Origin of the sequence: Corallococcus sp. AB032C (genome assembly GCF_003668935.1) — a bacterium.
In the GTDB taxonomy this organism is placed as follows: domain Bacteria; phylum Myxococcota; class Myxococcia; order Myxococcales; family Myxococcaceae; genus Corallococcus; species Corallococcus exiguus.
In genome coordinates, this window is record NZ_RAWP01000060.1 from 10,812 (window position 1) to 30,468 (window position 19,657).

The 19,657-nt window shown below is 71.2% G+C and carries 1 protein-coding gene (running past one end of the window); it reads right to left on the reverse strand.

Annotated elements, in window-relative coordinates:
* Nucleotides 1-19,657: the 3' portion of a non-ribosomal peptide synthetase gene (locus D7X99_RS24685; RefSeq protein WP_158627062.1), read on the reverse strand. 11,855 nt of this gene lie beyond the right edge of the window; only the last 19,657 of its 31,512 coding nucleotides appear in the window; the start codon falls outside the window, past its right edge; its stop codon occupies nucleotides 1-3.

Here is a 19,657-nt window from a genome sequence, read left to right on the forward strand (position 1 = left end):
CTACCCGATCTTCTTCTTCAGGTCGTCCACCGGCGTCGTGTGCGTGACGATGCGGGACTGGAGCTCCCGCGCCACGTTGGTGATGAGCGGCTTGCGCATCATCGTCATGTGCGTGCCCGGCATGTCCACGACCTCCACGCCGCCGGTGACGAGCTCCTCCCAGCCGGTGTGCTCACGCGTGTCCGGCCGCTGGCTGGCGCGCAGCAGCACGATCTTCCCGTCGAGCGGCTTCGCGTCGTACTGCGTGAAGGCGCGCGAGGTGGACTCGAACACCCGGTACAGGTTGCGCACGCGATCCACGCCCACGTCGGCGATCTGCGTGTCACCCTGGCTGCCCACTTCGTAGAAGTAGTTCACGCGCTCCGCTTGCGTCATCTGGGAGATGCGCTCGCGCAGCTCCAACGGGTCGCGGCCCGTGGTGGCCGCCAGCATCATGGTGAGCTCGGAGGTGAGCATGTCCTCCAGGACCTGCTCCGGCGTCTTGTCCGGCACCATGTGCTGCACGGTGTAAGCGTCGATGCTCGCCAGCAGCGCCACCTCTTCGCCCACGGCGCGCAGCTGCCGCGCCATCTCGAAGGCGATGATGCCGCCCAGCGACCAGCCCGCCAGGTGGTAGGGCCCGTGCGGCTGCACTTCGCGCACGGACGCCAGGTACAGCGCGGCCATCTCCGCCACGGTGCCCAGGGGCTCCTCGCCCTCGGTGCCCCGGGCCTGGAGGCCGTAGCACGGCTGATCCGCGTCCAGCTCGCGCGCCAGGTCCACGTAGCAGAGGACGCCGCCGCCCGCCGGGTGGATGGCGAACAGCGGAGGCTTGGTGCCCTCCGGCTTCAGCGCCACCAGCGGCGACCAGGCGCGTGACTCGGCCTCCAGCAGCGCGGCCAGCTTCTCCACCGTCGACGCCTGGAACAGCGACGCCAGGGGCAGGTTCTTGCCGGTGAGCTGCTGGATGCGGCCCATGAGCTGCACCGCCAGCATGGAGTGGCCGCCCAGGTCGAAGAAGTCGTCGCGGATGCCAATGGGCGACATCCCGAGCGTCTCCTCCCAGACGCGGACCAGCTGCAGCTGAAGCGGCGTGCGCGCCACCACCAGCGTGGAGCCTTCCGCGCGCGTGGTGTCCGGCGCGGGCAGCGCGCGGCGATCCACCTTGCCGTTGGACGTGAGCGGCAGCGACTCCAGCGTCATGAAGGCGGACGGCACCATGTACTCCGGCAGCGTGCGCCGCAGCTGCTCGCGCAGCTCCGGGACTCCCGCCACGCTCTGACCCGGCGCGCCCACCAGGTACGCCACCAGGCGCTTGTCGCCCGGCACGTCCTCGCGCACCAGCACCACGGCCTCGCGCACGCTCGGGTGCGAGAGCAGGCCCGCCTCGATTTCGCCCAGCTCGATGCGGAAGCCACGCACCTTCACCTGGAAGTCCGCACGGCCCAGGTACTCCAGCGTGCCGTCAGGGCGCCACCGCGCCAGGTCGCCGGAGCGGTAGAGCCGCGCGCCCGGAACAGCGCTGAACGGATCCGGGATGAAGCGCTGCGCGGTCAGCTCCGGCCGGCCCAGGTAGCCACGGCTGAGGCCGTCGCCGCCCACGTACATCTCACCCGTGACGCCCGGAGGCACCGGCTGTCCGTGCGCATCCAGCACGTACACCTGGAGGTCCGGGATCGCCACGCCGACCTCGCTGCCGCGCCCGCCCTCCGCGTCCGCCGCCTTGAGTGCGCGGTAGGTCACGTGAACGGTCGTCTCGGTGATGCCGTACATGTTGACGAGCACCGGCGCGTTGTCCGCGTGGCGCGCGTACCACGGACGCAGGCTGCCGAACTCCAGCGCCTCGCCGCCGAACACGACCGTGCGCAGGGACAGGCCCTCGTGGTCGCCCGTGCGCTCCTCGTGTTGGATGAGCTGACGGAACGCGGACGGCGTCTGGTTGAGCACCGTGACGCCCTCGCGCTTGAGCAGCGCGTGGAAGTCCGCGGGCGTGCGGCTGACCTCGTAGGGCACCACCACCAGCTTGCCGCCGTACAGCAGCGCGCCCCACATCTCCCAGACGGAGAAGTCGAACGCGTACGAGTGGAACAGCGTCCACACGTCCTTCGCGCCGAAGTCGAACCAGTGCTTCGTACCGTCGAAGAGGCGCACCACCTGGGCGTGCTCAATCTGCGCGCCCTTGGGACGGCCCGTGGAGCCGGACGTGTAGATGACGTACGCCAGGTGATGCGGCGCCACGCCGCTGTCTGGCGTCGTCGTGGGCGCGGAGGCCCAAGCGGCGGCATCCGAGTCCAGGCACAGGCGCTTCGCCGCGCCCGACGGCACCACGTCCAGCAGGTGCTGCTGCGTGAGCACCACCGGCACGCGCGCGTCCTCCACCATGAACTCCAGGCGATCCCGCGGGTACGCCGGATCCATGGGCAGGTACGCGCCGCCGGCCTTGAGGATGGCCAGCAGGCCCACCATCAGCTCCAGCGAGCGCTCCACCGCGAGGCCCACCAGGACCTCCGGCCCCACGCCCAGCGTGCGCAGGTGATGCGCCAGCTGGTTCGCCCGCGTGTCCAGCTCGCGATACGTGAGGCGCTGTTCGGCGTAGGTGACCGCGATGGCGTCCGGGGTACGGGCCGCCTGCCGCTCGAACAACGTGTGCAGGCACGCGTCCACCGGGAAGCGGAAGGACGTGTTCCAGTCCGTCACCACCTGCGTGCGGTCCTCCTCCGTGAGCAGCGGCAACTGGTGCAGCCGCGCGTCGGGGTTGGCCCCGATGCCTGCCAGCAACACGCCCAGGTGACGGGCGAGCCGCTCGGCGGTGCTCGCGTCGAACAGGTCGGTGTTGAACTCGAGCCCGCCCTCGATGCCGTTCGCCGTCTCCGTGAGGCCCAGCGACAGGTCGAACTTCGCGGTGCGGTGCTCCACCTCCACGCCTTCCAGGGTGAGGTCGGTCAGCGTGAACGCCCCTTCCGGCGCGTTCTGCAGCGTCATGGACACCTGGAACAGCGGCGTGCGGCTGGTGTCGCGCGTGGGCGCCAGTTCCTCCACCAGCTTCTCGAACGGGACCTCCTGGTGCGCGTACGCGCCCAGCGTCGTCTCCCGCACGCGGCCCAGCAGCTCGCGGAACGTGGGGTCGCCGTCCAGCTTCGTGCGCAGCACCAGCGTGTTGACGAAGAAGCCGATGAGGCCCTCCGTCTCCGCGCGCTGGCGGCCCGCGATGGGCGTGCCCACGCTGATGTCATCCTGTCCCGAGTAGCGCGACAGCAGCGTCTGCCACGCGGCCAGCAGGACCATGAAGGGCGTGGTGCCCTCCTTGAGCGCCAGGGCCCTGAGCGTCTCCGTCAGCTCGCGGCTGACCTTCACCGGGACGCTGGAGCCGTGCGACGTCTGCACCGCCGGACGCGGACGGTCCGTGGGCAATTCCAGCGCGGAGGGCGCGCCGGTCAGCTGCTGCTTCCAGTATCCGATCTGCTTCTCCAGCACCTCGCCCTGGAGCCAGCCACGCTGCCAGCCCGCGTAGTCCGCGTACTGCACCGGCAGCTCCGGCAGGGACGGCTTGCCGCCGTTGGAGAAGGCCTCGTAGGACGCGGCCATCTCGCGCACCAGCACGCCCATGGACCAACCGTCGGAGACGATGTGGTGCATGACGAGCAGGAGGATGTGCTCCTCCTCGTCCAGCTTGAGCAGCTTCACGCGCAACAGCGGACCAGTGGCCAGCTGGAACGGCTGCACCGCTTCGTCGTCCGCGAGCCGGCGGGCCTCGTCATGGCGCTCCGGATCCGCGATGTCGGAGAGGTCCACCACCGGGAGCGGCAGCGACACCGCCGGGTGGATGACCTGCGTGGCCTGTCCGTTGTCCAGGTGGAACGACGTGCGCAGCGATTCGTGCCGGCGCACCAGCTCCGTGAAGCTCTGCTCCAGCGCCATCACGTCCAGCGAGCCCTTCAGGCGAAGGACCATGGGGACGTTGTAGGCCGGGCTGGACGCGTCCAGCTGGTGCAGGAACCACAAGCGCTGCTGCGCGAACGACAGCGGCAGGCGGCCTTCGCGCGGCATCGGCACGATGGCGGGCGCCTGGGTGCCCGCACCGGCCTGGAGCGCCTGGTCGATGAGGACGGACAGCTTCTGCACCGTGGGCGCGTTGAAGACGTCCCGCAGCTGCAGGTCGATCCGGAAGATGCTCCGGACGCGAGACAGCACCTGCGTGGCCAGCAGCGAGTGTCCGCCCAGCTCGAAGAAGTCGTCCGTCGAGCCCACGCGATCCACGTTCAACAGCTCGCTCCACGCTCCGGCGAGCAGCTGTTCGGTGGGAGTGCGCGGCGCGATGAACGCGTCGTCCTGCGCGCGCTCGTCGCTGGGGACGGGTAGCGCCTTGCGGTCCACCTTGCCGTTGGAGGTCACCGGCAGCGCCTCCATCACCACGAAGGCGGACGGCACCATGTACTCCGGCAGCGTGCGCTCCAGGTGCTCGCGCAGGCCCTTGCGGTCCAGGGACTCCACGTCACCCGCGACGTAGGCCACCAGCCGCTTATCGCCGGCCACGTCCTCGCGGACGACGACGACGGACTCGCGCACGCCGTAGGCGCCCATGAGGGCGGATTCGATCTCCCCCAGCTCGATGCGGTAGCCACGCACCTTCACCTGGTGGTCGACGCGGCCCATGTATTCCAGCGTGCCGTCTGCGCGCCAGCGGGCCAGGTCGCCGGAGCGGTACAGCCGCGCGCCAGCGTCGGTGCTGAACGCATCCGGCACGAACTTCTCCGCCGTGAGCTCCGGCCGGCCCAGGTAGCCGCGGCCCACCTGCACGCCGCCGATGTACAGCTCACCCGGCACGCCCACCGGCACGGGTTGCAGCTGCGAATCCAGCACGTACATCCGCGTGTTGGGCAGCGGCTTGCCGATGCGCACCGCGCCGGAGGCGGAATCCTCCGGGGCCACGACGTGCACCGAGCAGCCCACCACCGTCTCCGTGGGGCCGTACTCGTTGATGAGCCGCGTGGCCGGCGCGTGCTTGCGCCAGAACGCCAGCTCTTCCGAGAAGAGCGCCTCGCCGCCGATGACGAAGGCGCCCGTGCGCCCCGCCGCCGCGTCCGCGCCCAGCAGGTCCGACAACAACCGCAGGTGGCTGGGCGTCAGCTTCACCAGGCTGAAGCCCGTGCCTTCACGCAGCACGTCCGCCAGGCCTTCCACGCCCCGCGTCTCGGACACCATCACCACGCCCCGGCCCGCGACCAGCGGCGCCAGCATGCTGGTGACGGTCAGGTCGAACGCGAGCGACGAGTGCACCGGTGCGCCCGCGCCCGTATCCAGCCCGTACGCCGACAAGCACCACGTCAGGTAGTTGGACACGCCGCGGTGCTCGATGGCCACGCCCTTCGGCTTGCCCGTCGAACCGGACGTGTAGATGACGTACGCCAGGTTGCCAGCCGTCACCGCCGTCACGGGCGCGTCCTCGCGCTCGCGGGAGATGCTGCGCTTCCAGTCACCATCCAGGCTGATGAGCTGCTGGGTGGTGACGGGCAGCTCGTCCGCCAGCGAGTCCTGCGTCAGCACCACCGGCACCTGCGTGTCCTCCAGCATGAAGGACAGGCGATCCAGCGGGTACTTCGGGTCGAGCGGCACGTAGGCGCCGCCGGCCTTGAGCACGCCCATCACGGCGATGACCATCTCCAGCGAGCGCTCCAGGCACAGTGCGACCTTCACCTCGGGCCCCACGCCCAGCCGGCGCAGGTGGTGCGCCAGCTGGTTGGCCTTCGCGTCCAGCTGCCGGTACGTGAGCTGCTCACCCTCGAAGGTCGCGGCGATGGCGTCCGGGGTGCGGGCCACCTGCTCCTCGAAGCGCTGGTGGATGCAGGCATCGCGCGGGAAGTCGGCCCGCGTGTCGTTCCACGTCGTCAGCAACTGCGTCCGCTCGCCATCCGTGAGCAGCGGCAGGCGCTGCACGGGCACGTCCGGCTGGGACGCCACGCCCTCCAGGAGGACGCGGAGGTGCTCCAGCATCCGCTCGGCGGTGCCGGCGTCGAACAGGTCGGAGTTGTACTCCATGGCTCCGCGCAGCTCGCCGTCCACCTCCGACAGGGTCATGTTCAGGTCGAACTGCGCGGTGCGGTGCTCCAGCGGGACGGCGCGCAGCGTGAGGCCCTTGACCTCCAGCTCCGGCACCGGCGCGTTCTGGAACGACAGCAGCACCTGGAACAGCGGCGTGCGGCTGGTGTCGCGCGTGGGCGCCAGCTCCTCCACCAACTTCTCGAAGGGCACTTCCTGGTGCGCGTACGCGCCCAGCGTCGTCTCCTTCACCTGGGCCAGCAGCGCGCGGAAGGACGGGTTGCCCGTCAGCGTCGTGCGCAGCACCAGCGTGTTGACGAAGAAGCCGATGAGGCCTTCCGTCTCCGTGCGGCCACGACCCGCGATGGGCGTGCCCACGCTCACGTCGTCCTGTCCGGAGTAGCGCGCGAGCAGCACCTGCCACGCGGCCAGGAGCACCATGAAGGGCGTGGCGCCTTCCTTGAGCGCCAGGGCCTTCAGCGTGTTCGTCACCGGCTTGCCCACGCGCAGGTTCACGCTGGCGCCCCGGTACGTCTGCACCGCCGGACGCGGGCGGTCCGTGGGCAGCTCCAGCGCGGCGGGCGCGCCGGTCAGCTGCTGCTTCCAGTACGCCATCTGCTGGGCCAGCACGTCACCCTGCAGCCAGCCTCGCTGCCAGCCCGCGTAGTCCGCGTACTGCACCGGCAGCTCCGGCAGGGACGGCGCGCGGCCGGAGGCGAAGGCCTCGTAGAGGGCCGCCATCTCCCGCACCAGCACGCCCATGGACCAGCCGTCGGAGACGATGTGGTGCATCGTCGCGAGCAGCACGTGCCGCTGGGCCTCCAGCTTGAGCACCTTCACGCGCAACAGCGGGCCGTTCGCCAGGTGGAACGGACGCTGCGCCTCTTCGTTGGCCCGACGCTGGGCCTCGGCCTCGCGGACGTCCTCGGGCTGACCGGACAGGTCCACCACCTGAATCGGCAGCGTGGCGGCCGGGTGGACGACCTGCGCGGGCTGGCCATCGCGCATGGGGAACGTGGTGCGCAGCGACTCGTGACGGCGCACCAGCTCCGTGAAGGCGCGCTCCAGCGCGGACACGTCCAGCGTGCCCTCCAGCCGCACCGGCAGCGGGAGGTTGTAGAAGGCGCTGTCCGGCTCCAGCTGGTTGAGGAACCACAGGCGCTGCTGGGCGAACGACAGCGGCATCCGCTCCGCGCGCGGCAGCGGCACGAGCGGCGGAGCCCTCACGCCCCTGCCCTGCGCCACGAGCGCGTCCACGCGCCGGGCCAGGTCCGACACCGTGGGCGCCTCGAAGAGCGTGCGCAGCGGCAGCTCCACGTCGAAGGCCTCGCGGATGCGCGACGCCAGCCGCGTGGCCATGAGCGAGTGGCCACCCATCTCGAAGAAGTGGTCCTCCACGCCCATGCGCTCCACGCCCAACAACTGCGCGAAGAGGGCCGCGAGCAGCTCCTCGGTCGGCGTGCGCGGGGCCACGAAGGTGCGCGTGCGCGACACCTCGCCCGTCGGCGCGGGCAGGGCCTTGCGGTCGATCTTGCCCGCGGGCGTCAGCGGCAGCGCTTCCAGCACCACGAAGGCCGAAGGCACCATGTACTCTGGCACCTCGGTCTTCAGGTGGCGGCGCAGCTCCACCGCGTCCAGCGTGCCCGCGGCCTGGGGCACGACGTACGCCACCAGGCGCTTGTCGCCCGGCGCGTCCTCGCGCACCACCACCGCCGCCTCACGCACCTCCGCGTGGTGCAGCAGCACGGACTCGACCTCACCCAGCTCGATGCGGAAGCCGCGCACCTTCACCTGGGAGTCGATGCGGCCCAGGTACTCGAGCTCGGCCAGGGACGTCCACCGCACGCGGTCACCGGTGCGGTACAGCCGTGCGCCCGGCTCCTGGCTGAACGGGTTCGGGACGAACCGCTCCGCCGTCAGGTCCGGCCGGCCCTGGTAGCCACGCGCCAGGCCCGCGCCCGCCACGTACAGCTCGCCCGGGACGCCCGTCGGCTGGGGCCGGAGCGCGTCATCCAGCACGTACACCTGCACGTTCGCCCACGGCTTGCCGATAGTCAGCCGCTCCGGGTTCGCGCCGTTCTCGGTCAGCGTCGCGCAGACCGTGGCCTCCGTGGGGCCGTAGGCGTTGATCATCAAGCGCCCTTCGCCCCACTTGCGCGCCAGCTCCACGCTCAGCGCTTCGCCGGCGGAGATGACGGTGCGCAGGCCCTCCAGCCCTTCCGTGCCCAGCTGCGCGAGCACCGACGGCGTCAGGGTGATAGCGGTGATGCGCTGCTCCTGGAGCAGCGTGCGCAGCGGCTCATCCGGCAGCAGCCGGTCGCGCGGCGCGAGCACCAGCGTGGCCCCGGCGACGAGCGTGCCGAACACCTCGCACACGCTGGCGTCGAAGCTGGACGCCGCGTACTGCAGCACGCGGCTGCCCGGCGCGTAGCGGTGCGCGCGGCCCGCCTGGATGGCCGTGTTCACCAGTCCCTGGTGCTGGAGCAGCGTGCCCTTGGGACGGCCCGTGGAGCCGGACGTGTAGATGACGTACGCCAGGTTGGCGGAGGTCATGTTCACGGACGGCGCCGTGGTGGGCAGTGCCTGGAGCACGTCCCGCACGTCATCCAGGTGCAGCCCGACACGGTCTTCCGCGTGCAGGCCCGGCATGGGCTCGCCGCGCGTCACGAGCACCGTGGCGCCGCTGTCCTCCAGCATGTAGTCGAGCCGGTCGATGGGGTACGCAGGGTCGAGCGGCACGAACGCGCCGCCGGCCTTGAGCACGCCCAGCATGCCGACCACCAGGTCCAGCGAGCGGTCCAGGCAGAGCGCCACGCGCACTTCCGGCGCGACCCCCAGGGTGCGCAGGTGGTGCGCCAACTGGTTCGCCTGCGCGTCCAACTGCGCGAACGTGAGCGACGTGTCCTCGTAGACGAGCGCCACGGCGTTCGGCGTGGCGCGGGCATGCGCCTCGATGAACGACTGGATGCAAGCCTCGCGCGGGAAGTCCACGCGGGTGTCGTTCCACACCACCAGCGCCTGCCGCGCCTCGTCCTCCGTCATCAGGGGCAGCGCCATCACGCGCTGGTCCATGTCCGTGGTGATGCCTTCCAGCATCATCACCAGGTGCTGCACCAGCCGTTCGGCGGTGGCGCGGGAGTACAGGTCGGAGTTGTACGCGAGCCGGCCCAGGAAGCCCTCGGACGCGTCCGCCAGCGACAGGGACATGTCGAACTTCGCCGTGCGCGCTTCCGCCTCGAACGTCTTCAGCGTGAGGCCGGCCACGGACACCTGACCGGACAGATCCTCCGCCTGGAGCACGAACATGGCCTGGAAGAGCGGCGAGCGGCTGGTGTCGCGCACCGGGTGCAGCTCCTCCACCAGCTTCTCGAAGGGCACTTCCTGGTGGACGTGCGCGGACAGCACCGTGTCACGCACCTGGGTCAGCACGTCGCGGAAGGACGGGTTGCCCTCCAGCTTCGCGCGCAGCACCAGCGTGTTGACGAAGAAGCCGATGATGCCCTCCGTCGACGAGTGCCCGCGGCCCGCGGCCGGTGAGCCCACGCTGATGTCATCCTGGCCCGCGTGGCGCGCCAGGAGCACCTGCCACGCCGCCAGCAGGAACATGAACGGCGTCACGCCCTTCTCGCGGCACAGCGCCTTGATCCGCTGCGACAGCGCCTGCGGCACCTTCACCGCCACGCCGCCGCCCGAGTACGTCATCACCGCCGGGCGCGGGAAGTCCGTGGGCAGCTCCAGCGCGGAGGGCGCGCCGGACAGCTGCTGCCGCCAGTACTCCACGTGCTTGCCCATCACGTCGCTGCGCAGCCAGTCGCGCTGCCAGCCCGCGTAGTCCGCGTACTGCACCGGCAGCTCCGGCAGCGGCGACGGCTTGTCCTCGCGGAAGGCCGCGTAGAGCGCGGCGATCTCGCGGACGAGCAGGCTCATGGACCAGCCGTCCGTGATGATGTGGTGCAGCGACAGGAGCAGCACGTGCTCCGTCTGGGACATGCGCAGGATGAGGGCGCGCATGAGCGGCCCCGTGGCCAGGCGGAAGCCGCGGTTGGTCTCCGCGTCGGCCAGGCGCTTCGCCTCGGCCTCGCGCTCCGCGTCCGGCAGGCCGGACAGGTCCACGACCTGGAGCGACGCCGGTGCGGGCGCGTGGATGCGCTGCACGGGCTGATCGCCTTCCGCGTGGAACGTGGTGCGCAGCGATTCGTGGCGGCGCACCAGCTCCGTGAAGGTCCGCTCCAGCACGGCCAGGTCCAGCTCGCCCTCCAGACGGACGGGCAGCACGATGTTGTAGAACGCGCTGTCCGGCTCCATCTGGTCCAGGAACCACAGCCGCTGCTGGGCAAGACCCAGCGGCAGCGAGCCCTCGCGCGACAGCGGCACGATGGGCGGTGCCTGGAGTCCCTGCTCCGAGCGCACGGACTGATCCACGCGCTGGGCCAGGTCCGCGATGGTGGGCGCCTCGAAGAGCGCGCGCAGCGGCAGCTCCACGCCGAACGCCTCGCGGATGCGCGAAGCGACCTGCGTGGCCAGCAGCGAGTGCCCGCCCAGGTCGAAGAAGTTGTCGCGCACCCCTACCCGCTTCACGTCCAGGATCTCCGTCCAGACCGTGGCGAGCATCTCCTCCGTCGGCGTGCGCGGCGCGGCGAACTCCGCCTCGCTGCGCTCCGTGCGGGCGTCGGACGGCGCGGGCAGCGCCTTGCGATCCACCTTGCCCGCGGGCGTCATCGGCAGCGCCTCCAGCACCACGAAGGCGGACGGCACCATGTACTCCGGCACCTCGCCCTTCAGGTGACGCCGCAGCTCCGCCACGTCCAACTCCGTGTCCTCTTGCGCGACGACGTAGGCCACCAGGCGCTTGTCGCCCGGCACGTCCTCGCGCACCACCACCGCCGCCTCACGGATGTCCGTGTGGTGCAGCAGCACGGATTCGACTTCGCCCAGCTCGATGCGGAAGCCGCGTACCTTCACCTGGAAGTCGATGCGGCCCAGGTACTCCAGCTCGCCCGTCGCCAGCCAGCGCACGCGGTCACCCGTGCGGTACAGCCGCGCGCCCGCGTCCGTGCTGAACGGATGCGGCACGAACTTCTCCGCCGTCAGGTCCGGCCGGCCCTGGTAGCCGCGCGCCAGCGCCACGCCGCCGATGTACAGCTCACCGCCCACGCCCACCGGCACCGGACGCTGTGCCGCGTCCAGCACGTACACCTGCGCGTTCGCCCACGGCTTGCCGATGGTGATCCGCTCGGGGTTCACGCCGCCTTCGGTCAGCGTCGCGCAGACCGTGGCCTCCGTGGGGCCGTAGGCGTTGATCATGAGGCGCCCGGCGCCCCACTTGCGCGCCAGCTCCACGCTCAGCGCTTCACCGGCGGACACCACACTGCGCAGACCCTCCAGCCCTTCCGTGCTCAGCTGCGCGAGCACCGACGGCGTCAGCGTGGCGGTGGTGATGCCCTGCTCCTTGAGCAGCGTGCGCAGGGGCTCGTCCGGCATCAGCCGGTCGCGCGGCGCGAGCACCAGCGTGGCGCCCACGGCCAGGGTGCTGAAGATCTCCCAGACGCTGGCATCGAAGCTGGACGCCGCGTACTGCAACACGCGGCTGCCCGGCCCCACCCGCTTCGCCGCGGCGGCGCGCAGGGCCGTGTTCACCAGGCCCTGGTGCTGGAGCAGCGTGCCCTTGGGACGGCCCGTGGAGCCGGACGTGTAGATGACGTACGCAAGGTTGTGGGCGGACACGCCCGTGCGCGGCGCCTCTTCCGGCATCCGCTCGATGGCGTCCACGTCCATGTCCAGCTGGATGGTCAGGCGGCCGTCGGTGGGCAGCGAGTCCATCAGCGACTCCTGCGTCACCAGCACAGGCGCGCCCGAGTCCGACAGCATGTAGTCGAGCCGTTCCACCGGGTACGACGGATCCAACGGGATGAACGCGCCACCGGCCTTGAGGATGCCGAGCATGCCCACCACGAGATCCAGCGAGCGCTCCAGGCAGAGCGCCACGCGCACCTCGCGTCCGACGTACCGGCGGCGCAGGTGGTGCGCCAACTGGTTCGCCTTCGTGTCCAGCTCCGCGTACGTGAGCGACTGGTCCTCGTACACGAGGGCCACCGCGTCCGGCGTGGCCTCCGCGTGCGCTTCGATGAGCGAATGGATGGTCGCCTCACGCGGCAGCTCCGCGTGCACGCTGTTCCAGCCCACCAGCACCTGGTGCCGCTCCTCGGCGGACAGCAGGGGCAACTCACCCACGGGCGCCTCGGGCTTCGTGACGATGCCCGCCAGCAGCACGTGCAGGCGCGCCATCATCCCCTCCGCGGTCGCGCGGGCGAACAGGTCGGAGTTGTACTCCAGGCGGCCCACGAAGCCGTCCGCCGCGTCCAGCATGGACAGGGCCAGGTCGAACTTCGCGGTGCGCGCTTCCGCTTCGTAGGCGCTCAGCGTGAGGCCCGGCACGGACAGCTTCGCCGCCAGCTCCTGGTGCAGCACGAACCACACCTGGAAGAGCGGCGAGCGGCTGGTGTCGCGCACCGGCTGCAGCTCCTCCACCAGCTTCTCGAACGGCACTTCCTGGTGCGCGTGCGCGCCCAGCACCGACTCCCGCACCCGCGCGAGCACCTGGCGGAACGAGGGGTCCCCTTCAAGCCGCGTGCGCAGCACGAGCGTGTTGATGAAGAAGCCGATGAGGCCTTCGGTCTCCATGCGGCCACGGCCGGCCACGGGCGAACCCACCGTGACGTCGTCCTGGCCCGCGTGGCGCGCCAGCAGCACCTGCCACGCGGTGAGCAGCAGCATGTACGGCGTGACGCCTTCCTTCAGCGCCAGGGCGCGCAGGGCATCCGACAGCTCACGCGGCAGCGTGAAGGGCAGCGTCTCACCGCGGTACGTCTGCACCGCCGGGCGAGGGAAGTCCGTGGGCAATTCCAGCGCGGAGGGCGCGCCGGTCAGCTGCTGCTTCCAGTAACCGACCTGCTTCTTCAGCACGTCGCCCTGGAGCCAGCCACGCTGCCAGCCCGAGTAGTCCGCGTACTGCACCGGCAGCTCCGGCAGCGGCGACGGCTTGCCCTGGCGGAAGGCCTCGTAGAGCGCGGCGACTTCACGCACGAGCACGCCGCGCGACCAGCCGTCGGACACGATGTGGTGCACCGTGAGCAGCAGCATGTGGCGCACGTCCGAGATGCGCACCAGCGTGGCGCGCAGCAGCGGGCCCGTGGCCAGGTTGAACGGCTTGCCCGCGTCCTCGTCCGCCAGACGCTGCGCCTTCGCCTCGCGCTCCGCCTCCGGCAGGCGCGTGAGGTCCACGAGCGGCAGCGGCATGCGGGCCGCCGGGTGGACGACCTGCACCGGGTTGCCACCCTCCGCGCGGAAGGTGGTGCGCAGCACTTCATGCCGGCGCACCAGCTCCGTGAAGGCCTGCTCCAGCGGGGCCACTTCCAGCGCGCCGTCCAGCATCACCGGCGCGGCGATGTTGTAGAACGCGCTGTCCGGCTCCAGCTGATCCAGGAACCACAGGCGCTGCTGCGCGAACGACAGCGGCAGCGTGTGCTCGCGGGACAGCGGCACGATGGCCGGCGCCTCCAGGCCGAAGCCCTGGCGGACGGCCTCGTCCACGCGAGCGGAGAGCGTCTCCACCGTGGTCGCCTCGAAGAGCGCGCGCAGGGGCAACTCCACCCGGAACGCGCTCCGGATGCGGGAGATCATCTGCGTCGCCAGCAGCGAGTGTCCGCCGAGCACGAAGAAGTCGTCCTTCGCACCCACGCGCTCCACGCCCAGCAGCTTGGACCACAGGCCCGCGATCAGCTCCTCGGTGGGAGTGCGCGGGGCCACGTAGGCGCGACCGGCTTCGGTCTCCTGCTCCGGCGCGGGCAGCGCGCGGCGGTCCACCTTGCCGTTGGACGTGAGGGGCAGCGCGTCCAGCATGACGAAGGCGGACGGCACCATGTAGTCCGGCAACCGCGACTTCAGGCCCTGGCGCAGCGCACCGGCCTCCAGCGTGTGGCCGGGCACCGCGACGACGTAGGCCACCAGGCGCTTGTCGCCCGGCACGTCCTCGCGCGCCAGCACGACGACTTCCGCGACGCCGGGCAGGCCGCTCATCGCGGCTTCAATCTCCGGCAGCTCGATGCGGAAGCCGCGCACCTTCACCTGGAAGTCGACGCGGCCCAGGAACTCCAGCGCGCCGTCCGGCAGGTAGCGCACGCGGTCGCCCGTGCGGTACACGCGCGCGCCGGGCTCCGGGTGGAACGGATCCGCCAGGAAACGCTCCATCGTGAGGCCGGGCTGTCCCAGGTAGCCCCGGGCCACACCCGCGCCGCCGATAAACAGTTCGCCGGGCACGCCCACGGGGACGGGCTGCAGCGCCGCGTCCAGTACGTACATCCGCGCGTTGGGCAGCGGCCGGCCCAGCGGCACGGAGGCCGTGGCGGCAAGCGCAGTGCCCCGCTCCACCTTCCACGTCAGCACGCCGACCGTGGTCTCGGTGGGGCCGTAGTGGTTGAAGACTTCGAGCCCGGGCACGAGTGCGTGCACGCGCGCCACGAGCGCCGGATCAGACGCTTCACCGCCCAGCACCAGCCGCTTGCGAGGCAGGACGCGCTCGGGCGACGGCGACGACAGGAGCGCCGTCAGGTGCGAGGGGACGATCTTCAAGCAGTCCACCGCGTGGCGCTCGAAGTAGTCACCCAGCGCTGCCGGGTCGGAGGCGCGGTCGCGGGAGATGAGGTGCAGCGTGCCGCCGCCGCTCAGCGTCGGGAAGACGGCGGTGTGGCCCAGGTCCGCGGCCAGCGTGGACACCGACGCGAAGCTCGCCGCCGGGGGCAGCGCCAGGCGCAGCGTCACGCCCTCCACGTAGTGGTTGAGCTGACGGTGCTCGATGGCCACGCCCTTGGGCCGGCCCGTGGAGCCAGACGTGAAGATGACGTAGGCCAGCGAGCCCGCGTCGCCCAGGCGCTTCGGGTCGTCCTCACGCTCGCGTGAGAGCAGCCCAGCGTCGGAGTCCAGGCACACGTGGCCCCTGGAGGCGTCCGCCACGTGCGCGGCGAGCGAGGCCTGGGTGACCACGAGCGAAGCCGCCGCGTCCTCCAGCACCGTGCGGAGGCGCTCCGGCGGATGCGACGGATCCAGCGGCACGTACGCGCCGCCGGCCTTGAGGATGCCCATCATGCCGACGATGGCGTCCGGGGTGCGTTCGGTGAGCAGGCCCACGCGCGCATCCGGGCCCACGCCGCGCGCGCGCAGCCAGTGCGCGAGCTGGTTGGCCCTGCGGTTCAGCTCCCCGTACGTGAGCTGGCCGTCGTCGCAGACCACCGCCACGGCGTCCGGCGTGCGGGCCGCGTGGACGGCGAAGCGCTCATGGACGAAGGTGTCGCCCGCGGACTGCGCGCCCGTGGCGTTCCACTCCACCAGCAGCTTCTGGCGCTCCGCGTCCGGCAGCAGCCTCGCGTGCTCGTGACGCGCGTGCGGGTTGGCGGCCATCGCTTCGAGGGCGCGGAAGTAGTAGCCCGCCAGCGCCTCCGTCTGGTCCGCGTCGCGCTGCGTGCCGTTGGTGCGCAGCACGAGCATCAGCGCGCCGGTGTCCGGGCGCTGGAGGAACAGCGTGCTCAGCGGAAGCTCCATCCACGCGGTGGACGGCGTCTCCTCCAGCAGGCGCACGCCTTCGAGCTGCGACAGGCCTCCGGCCACGTGGAAGTGGACGAAGTTGAAGATGGTCTCGAACAGCCGCTGGCCCCCCAGCTGCTGCTGCAACCGGCCCATGGGGTAGCGGCGGTGCGGCCAGATGTCGCCGTCCGCCTTCGACACCTGGCGCACCAGGTCCAGCCACGAGCCGTCCGCCAGCGTCACCGGGAACGGGATGCTGTTGAGGAACAGGCCCACCATGCGCTCACTGTCGGCCGTCTCCGGACGGCCGTTGGAGACCACGCCCGTCACCACCGAGCGCTGTCCCTCCATCAGCGCGCGCACGCGCAGGTGCGCCGCCAGCAGCACGGTCTTCAGCGGCACGTTGACCGCCTGTGCCACGCGCTGCAGTCCTTCCTGGAGCGCGGCGGGCACGTCCACCTGCCGCATGCTCAGCACCGGCTCCTGGCCCGCGGGCAGCGGCGCGCGAGGAGCAGGACGGTCCACTTCCGCGAGGCGCGACTTCCAGAACTGCTCGCCCTCGCCGGAGGTGAGCGACTGGTGCTCCAGCGCGACGAACTGACGGTAGGTGACGGCCAGCGGCGCCGCCTCCGGGGCCGGCGTGCCGCGCAGCAGGTTCACGTAGCCGCGGAACAGCTCCGACAACAGCGTCGCGAGGCTCCAACCATCCAGGATGGCGTGGTGGAAGATGAGCGAGAACTGGAGCGTCTTCTCCGTGCGCCGGTAGATCGCGAAGCGCAGCAGCGGCGCGCGGTTCCAGTCGAACGGACGGCAGCGGTCCGCTTCCACGAGCCTGCGCAACAGCGCGTCCTGCTCCGCGGCGGGCACGTGGCGCACGTCGTGGAGCTCCAGCGGCACCTGGGCCTCGCGGTGCACGAACTGCAACGGCTGCTCGTAACCGGTGAGGTCGAACGACGTGCGCAGGATGGCGTGGCGGCGAGCCAGCTCGGCCAGCAACTGGCGCATCTTCGCCTCATCGAGCGCCATCTCCAGGTGGTAGCTGGTGGCGTCGTGGTACATGCCGGACGCCTGGTCCAGCTCGCTCTGGAAGAGCATGCCGGCCTGGAGCACGGCCACCGGATACGCATCCTCCACATCCGCGGGGAGGCGCGCGCGGTCCGCTTCGGACAGCAGGCTGAAGGGCTCCGAGCCAGGGACGGCCTGCGCCGCGGCCTTCGACGGGGCCGCGTGCACCAGGTTCCCCAGCGCGCGGATGGTGGGCTGACGCAGCAGCTCCACCATGGGCAGATCCAACCCGCGCTCGCGAAGCTTCGCGATGAGCTGGATGCTGCGGATGGAGTCACCGCCCAGGTCGTAGAAGCTGTCGTCGATACCGACGCGCTCCACGCCCAGCACCTCCGCCCAGACCTCGCACAGCGCGGTCTCCTCCATGGTGCGAGGAGCGGCGTACGCGGTGGACATCTGCGGACGCTCGCTGCCGGGCACGGGCAGCGCGCGGCGGTCCACCTTGCCGTTGGGCGTGAGCGGCAGCGCGTCCAGCGCCATCAGCGCCGTGGGCACCATGTACGCGGGCAGCTTGTCGTGCAGGAACGCACGCATCGTGTCCACGCCCAGCGGCTCCGCGCCCTCTTCCGTGACGACGTAGGCCACCAGGGCCTTCTCGCCCGCGACCTCCTGCACGGCGACGGTGACGTCGAGCACGGACGCGTGTCCACGCAGCGCCGTTTCAATCTCGCCCGGCTCGATGCGGAAGCCTCGCACCTTCACCTGCTGGTCGATGCGACCCAGGAACTCCAGGGCGCCGTCCGCGCGGAAGCGGACCTGGTCGCCGGTGCGGTACAGCCGCGCGCCGGGCACGGTGCTGAACGGATCCGGGATGAACTTCTCCGCCGTCAGCTCGGGCTGGTTCAGGTAGCCGTGCGCCAGGCCGTCGCCGCCCGCGAACAGCTCGCCGGGGGCGCCCAGGGGCACGGGCTGCAGGGACGCGTTGAGGACATGCACGCGCGTGCCGTTGATGGGCCGGCCGATGGGCACGGAGATGCCCAGCGCGCCAGCGTTCTCCACCGGGTAGCACGCGGTGAACGTCGTGTTCTCCGTGGGGCCGTAGCCGTTGATGACGCGGCAGCCCGGCAGCTGCTCCATCACGCGCAGCACGTGCGCGGGGGACAGCACGTCACCACCCGCCAGCAGCTGACGCACGGGACGCAGGCCATCCAGGTTGCCGTCCACCATCTGATGGAACAGACCGGCGGTGAGCCACAGGGTGCTCACGCCCTCGCGGGTGATGACCTCCCCCAGCTCGTCCAGGGTGGGCGCGCGCGGCGGGAACACAGCGAGCTTCGCGCCGTTGAGCATCGCGCCCCACAGCTCGAAGGTGGACGCGTCGAACGCGAGCGGCGCCAGCTGGAGGAACACGTCCTTCGACGACAGGCTCACCCACTCCGGACCGCACACCAGGCGCACCACTGCGCGGTGGGGCACGGACACGCCCTTGGGCCGGCCCGTGGAGCCAGAGGTGTAGAGGACGTACAGCTCGTCCTCACCGCTCGGCGCGGTGTCGAGGTTGGCATCCGAGCGCTTCGCGAGCGCGGCCGCGTCGTCATCCAGGCAGACCACCTGGAGCCACTGCGCGGGCAGCTCGTCCGCGATCGCGGAGACGCTGACGAGCGCGGACAGGCCCGCGTCGTCGATGAGCATCGAGAGGCGCTCGGTGGGGAAGCTGGGGTCGAGCGGCACGTACGCGCCGCCCGCCTTGGCGATGCCCAGCACCGCCACGACGAGGTCCAGCGAGCGCTCCAGGGACACGCCCACGCGCTTGCCGGGCCTGACGCCCTGGGCGCGCAGGTGGTGCGCGAGCTGATTGGCGCGCGCGTTGAGCTGGCCGGCGGTGAGCGTCCCGCCCTCGAAGCTGACGGCGACCGCGTCCGGGGCGCGGGCGGCCTGCGCCTCGAAGACGCGCGACACGGGCTGGCCGTGCGGGTACGTCCGCGGGCGGTCGTTCCACGCGGCGAGCGTGCTGCGCTCATCCGGCGTGAGCAGCGGCAGCGTGCCGATGCGGAGTTCGGGGTCGTCCACGACGGCGCGCAGCAGCGACTCGAAGTGGGCGAACAGGCGCTCCACCGACGCGCGGTCGAGCACGTCCGTGTTGTGCTCCACCGTGACGGTGAGCCCGCCCTGCCACGGGAAGACGACGACGAGCAGGTCCCACTTGGCGGTCCCGTTCGTCTCCGCGTCCAGGAGGCTCAGCTCCAGGCCGGGGAGCTGGAGCGGCGGCAGCGGCGCGTTCTCCAGCACGAACTTCACGTTGAAGAGCTGGCCACCCGGCTCGCGCGGCGGCTTGAGCGCCTGCACCAGCGTGCCGAAGGGCAGGTCCTGGTGCTCGTAGGCGTCCAGGGTCCCCTTGCGCACGCGGTCCAGCAGCGACCGGAAGGACAGGTCGCCCGACACCTGCGTGCGCAGGACGAGCTGGTTGGTGAAGAAGCCGACCAGGGACTCCAGCTCCTCGCGGGCGCGGTTCGCGATGTCCGTGCCCACGACGATGTCGTCCTGGCCGGTGCGGCGGTGCAGGAGCGCGTCGAACGCGGCGAGCAACACCATGAACAGCGTGGCGCCCTCCCCTCGTCCCAGCGCCTCGATGCGGGACGTGAGGTCCGGGGACAGGTGGAAGCGGCGACTGTCACCGTGGAAGCGGTCGCCCGCGGGACGCGGCGCGTCCGTGCGCAGCGCGATGCGAGGCGCTCCGGCGAGCTGCTTCTTCCACCAGGAGATCTGCTGCTCCAGCACGTCGCCGCTCAGCCACTGGCGGTGCCAGAGGGTGTAGTCCGCGTACTGCACGGGCAGCGAGGGCAGCGGCGAGGACTCTCCGCGCGAGAACGCGGTGTAGAGCGCCTGGAGCTCGTTCATGAACACGCCCACGGCCCAGCCATCCACCACGATGTGGTGCATGGCGAGGCACAGCACGTGCTCGCGCGCGCTCAGCTTCAGGAGCTGGGCGCGCAGGAGCGGGCCCTGAACCAGGTCGAACGGCCGGGCGGCCTCCGCGTTCAGGTGCTTCCGGGCCTCGGCC